Origin of the sequence: Methylophilus sp., assembly GCF_052437885.1 — a bacterium.
Classification (GTDB): Bacteria; Pseudomonadota; Gammaproteobacteria; order Burkholderiales; family Methylophilaceae; genus Methylophilus.
Window position 1 is genome coordinate 1 of record NZ_JBQVPB010000023.1, and the last position, 4800, is coordinate 4800.

Below are 4800 nucleotides of genomic sequence, written 5' to 3' on the forward strand. Positions count from 1 at the left end.
TACGGAAGCCGAGAACTGCCAGCCGGAATTTTACGCGCAAGCACTTCTGAAAAAAATTTCAACTGCAAGTATCCATCCATCCATCCATTCATCCATCCATCCGGTGAAACTGCCAATATCCATAATCGTACTCAAAGTAACTAAGAATGAAATGTCCTTCTTGCAACGCTAATTATCCTTATCGGAATACTGAGTTCACTAATGATGAGTGTGGTGGATGCGCGGACGATTCTGCAAGAGACAATAATAATCTCTGTTGGGGATGTGGAGATATAGTACGAAAGTTGACGTCAAATAATCAATGCGGCAATTGCGCTCGCATTGAGAAGACTCAAAACGCGAGTCGGAATGAACCCAAGAAAGCGGGCAAAAGGAAACGTATGTGCCAATGAACGTGCGTGAAAAGACAATAAAGCATGTGCTAATCTCAGTTTCGACGTCGTAAGATAAGATGTAAACCAGGAAGCGGACGATGACGAAGTGGATGAAGGAAAAAGAAGCCGTTCCTCGGCTACAGCTATCGCAGGTCTGTTTGAAATTAACTGTTTTGTCAAGGTAAACACTTCTATTGATTTGCTTCATTCATACAGAAAGGGATGCCGTGATGGCGGCCGTGGAGCAACTTTTTTTTAGGAATGCAGATTGTCAAGCGATTGTCAATGATAACCGTGCCAAGGCAATTGAGAAAAACAGAAATACCAAAGCAGTACAGGATTCAAGAAATGCCGTGTCAAAAAACTTGCACCAGGACAAGACAGTTTACTCTTTAAATTTCAAGGTACCAATTAGACAACCTTTGAACTTCCGTTCTTTCGATATTGAGAGTCGATGGACAATTGACAATCTTCTAGATTCGATGCAATCGTGGTGCTGGCCACAAAACTAGTGATTATTTAGGAATTTTCCCATTCAGCTTACATTTTGATAGGAAATCCAAATGGAAGGTGGGGAACTTCGGGGGAATTTCGCATTTTTGTTAGAATCACTTCAGACTCTCACAACTCACATACCACAACATCGTGTAGACTATGAAGCGAGAAGCACTCAACGTGCTCAAAACTCGATTGCCTAACCCTCATGCTTTTGATGAAGAGTTGTGGCAATTTGCTCACGATATTCGAGTAGCGCGGAAGACTGAATGGACAGAATTCTGTCCAGGCGATGACACGACCATGGAGGACATAATCCAAAGAGAGCGGACACATGCGCAAGCGCAGAATAATGGGAGGAAGAAGAACATTGAAATCATACGTAACAAAGGCATATACATCGTTTTCATACAACGCGACGACGACGAAATAATTAATACTGTACGTGTAATGCACTATACCGATTTTCTGCATCTGATTTCATTAATTCTGTCTATTTGTATCTTGAATTGAAGCTTACTGCAACACGAAGAGCGATATCTCCAACAAGGACCCGAATCCATTCATCAGACATTGAACCAAGTGATAACGACGATGAACCGCTTTTGCAGGAGGCCGTAATAATTTATCCAATCAGGATAGAAGACAGTATCCACTGTGATTTTGAATACAATACATGTGAGGTGACGTTAACTGATGATCATCGTGGATCCGGGGCTATGCGTCATTGCTACAAAGCATTCGCTAAAGGTTTGTATTCATAAATAACAGTTAACAAAGTTGGCATGCTTGACAATGACGTTTGAACATTTGATATTCTCGTAGATAACAACCAAATATTACAGACCAGTGGTACTGGCTTTGTTGGCAAGGTATTCAAAAAAGAATACCTCGCAGAGAGTGGAGTGGATATTTCTGATATGCCCACCATTCTGGATATGTACCTCCAAACTGTTCGTGACATGTGGGCCGCCAATTGTATTTTGAAAGATTATCAGGACTGGTTTAAAGGAGATGTAAGTATTCAAATGTTGAATTTTCAAATGATGGGAGGAATTTACTGAATTACTGAATAATTATAGCCTTCATTCAAGGATAAGAAGGTGCCGAGTTTGACTTACATCCCATCATACGTGGTAATACTCAATCCAATCATGCAATCCGACGGTTCCTTGCCGTTGCCTGAGGATTACCGTGATATATTCACATTGGAGCCTGAACTGCCTAAGAAATCCTTTCGAAAATATATATCTAATACCCGATTCAAAAACCTTCCCAAAAATAATATCACAAAATATTTATCGTCGTTCCTTCACTGGTCAGCTATTCGGCTCAAGTATGAGCGTCTAGTCACCGATTTACAAGGCAGCGGTAAATTTTTAACTGATCCGTTTATGGCAAAAATAAAGTATGTTGACGTGTGCTTGCTCGAATTTTCTGCGGTATAATCGGGATGCTGATAGTATTCAACTTTTGCAGAACAGGACTTGGAGCTGATGTGATCAAGACTTTCATACAACAGCACGAATGTAATGAAATATGCAAATTCTTTCCTGAGCTTAGCATGGAGGAATTTCAAATTGCAAAACGTAAAGCTCAAACTAAGCGGCAGAAAAGGTCATTCGAGAAGCAGGTGAATGTGGAAGAAAACGTGATGGTTGAAGACAGTGACATTGACGATGAAAATGAGCTTGAAGTGGAAGATTGCGAAGAACCAGCAATTGATGTTGAGGGCGAAGATGAAGAGACGATACCGGATGGCTCCGGATCTGTTAGCGATTTGGAGCTACAACACTTACATGATAAACGTTTGATGGTGAAGCTAAAGATGCCGGCCCCAACCAACGACAACTGATTCAGAGAAGTGGAGAACGTGGCTGGCCGAGGAAGAGAGTAGCGCGGCATTTTTACAATAAAAGCAGGATTTTTTGCATTAATATATTTTGTCTGACCTAGACATTGATTTACCCACAGATATTAATGTTCTGAGCTATTGCGTCTACGACATCCATGGATGTCATTTATTCGTCTGCGGTATTTCCGATGTCTTCCATGAGATCAAGCAATTCACTATACGCTTGCCATGCCTCATCAAGAGGCAACACTTGTAAGTTGCTATATCTCGACCTTGCGATGAAGTCATCACACACATTCCGAAAATCTTCACAAAGCGGCTGCAGAATATTCCAACAATCTCCTTCAAATTTCTTCAGAAGCAGTTTCACTATTCCCTTTTCAACTGGTATCATCATTTCATTACCACCGTACTTTTCAGGTAAGTGATAGGATTCGAAAGGCGAGCAGCCACTTGGTAGCATAGATTTCTTCTGGCGACGCTTGTATCGATTGTTGAAAGCTTCTTTGACTGTATTGAGGCGATGTTGGACATTCGGCAGAAATACATATCTGAAGACTTGCCTATATTATTGGCGCACGAAGGCTATATTAGAAAGAAACCAGGCGATAAAACTTTGATTTCAATTGGGCACACTGAAAGTACCTCTGCAAAGCATTCGATGGATCATAAACTCCCTGATCGACATAATATTGGAAGTTATCGATGAGTGCACTGAAAGTGTGTCTCAACAATTTTTCCCAGCTGTGCTCAATTGCTTGATTATGTGTCGACTTAACGAATCGATGATGTGACCCATAGCTGTTGGCCCCTTCTAGCGGCGGCGTATCATCTCCATTCTGCAACTCGTCCGTACTTGCTCGAGATGAATGCTTGACTAGCATAACTTGCAACGCTGCTGCAATTACTGTTTCCGTTCCGCAATCACTCATTGTCATTTGCGGAATACCTAAAGGCGCGAAAGGAATTGTTAGTTTCTAATCTGGTACAACCACTCAAAAATGTACACACCGCCCATCTTCAGGATACTTCTTAAATAGTAAACTGCAATTACTTCGGGCTTATTGTTACTTACGCCACATTCCAGCCATATGATATATTTCGAAAATAAATCAACCGCTCCATGTATTGCTTCAGACAATAAACTTTAGTGTAATCTGAGCCGATCAGAATCAACGCAGGGTTTTACCTATTCCAAACTTTTTCAATTTGTCATGGCCGTCGTAGCACCAGCAATCGTTCGGTCCAAGAGAATAGGCTTTTCGCCGAACAAGCCTATGTTGCTTTCTTCTTTCAACTCCTTCCGGATCCAGCTCCTTCATAATTTGTGCAACGTCATCTCTGAAAACAAAATGTCGGTTGAACACACGTAACTCACTACTCTTAGCACAATGTTCCGCACCTCTTAACCCATATTTTGTATGTTTCAATAATGTGATCATACATCGACCGATAGCCGAAGTTGTAATTGTCATTTTTGGAAATCTCAAAGCCGATGATCTCCTTGATTCTTTCCCGATCGTAGTCGTGCCTCCGTGACAGACCCCATTCTTTCAATTTCCTATGAAAGGACCTGGGACTAATACAAAAATGAGTACTCATACCACCGACGCCAAACATGGAATTACATACCGTATATTTATGCCATAATATCGCTTTATCATTTCAATTATACTGTCGTACTTCAAATGTGGCCGCCAAAAGAACGATTCTACTATTGGTTTCAAAATGTTGTCCGGCGCTGCCGCAAGAATTTCAGTCAGTACGAAACCGGCATCCTTACTGTGATTAACTCTTACGTAACGGTTTGTATTGGTTTGGTTGCTTCTCATTGTCGATATCCTCTTCGGAAGGACGGATCTTTGCTAACTCTGCCTCCATCTCGTGCATCACAACATCATCCGCCCCATACAAACTTTCTTCATCAGAGTATGAGTCTTCCCGAGACTTAACTGATATATCACTCATCGTGATTTAGCGGTGTGCAAGTGTCGTAGTATTTTCGAAGTTTGTTTGGATTGTTCAAGCGCGAATGCCGACGTGAAAAAAATTAGCTGGCAGCTCTCGGCTTCCGTA

At 41.5% G+C, this 4800-nt stretch carries 2 protein-coding genes; one reads left to right on the plus strand and one right to left on the minus strand.

The window, feature by feature from the left end; all coding sequences use genetic code 11:
- The first annotated feature begins 2433 nt into the window (after positions 1 to 2433).
- The gene (locus ACT6RZ_RS14805; protein WP_444702847.1) at positions 2434 to 2724 is read left to right on the plus strand and encodes a hypothetical protein; all 291 of its coding nucleotides are present in this window, start codon (positions 2434 to 2436) and stop codon (positions 2722 to 2724) included.
- 166 nt (positions 2725 to 2890) lie between these two features.
- On the opposite strand, the gene ACT6RZ_RS14810 is transcribed toward ACT6RZ_RS14805, so the two are convergent.
- Entirely contained in the window at positions 2891 to 3187 is a 297-nt protein-coding gene (locus ACT6RZ_RS14810; protein WP_444702848.1) for a hypothetical protein, read from the minus strand.
- Between the last annotated feature and the right edge of the window lie 1613 nt (positions 3188 to 4800).

Coding starts and splice junctions, on each gene's coding strand:
- ACT6RZ_RS14805 (WP_444702847.1), top strand. CDS start 2,434: ATGGAGGAATTTCAAATTGCAAAACGTAAAGCTCAAACTAAGCGGCAG.
- ACT6RZ_RS14810 (WP_444702848.1), bottom strand. CDS start 3,187: ATGCTACCAAGTGGCTGCTCGCCTTTCGAATCCTATCACTTACCTGAA.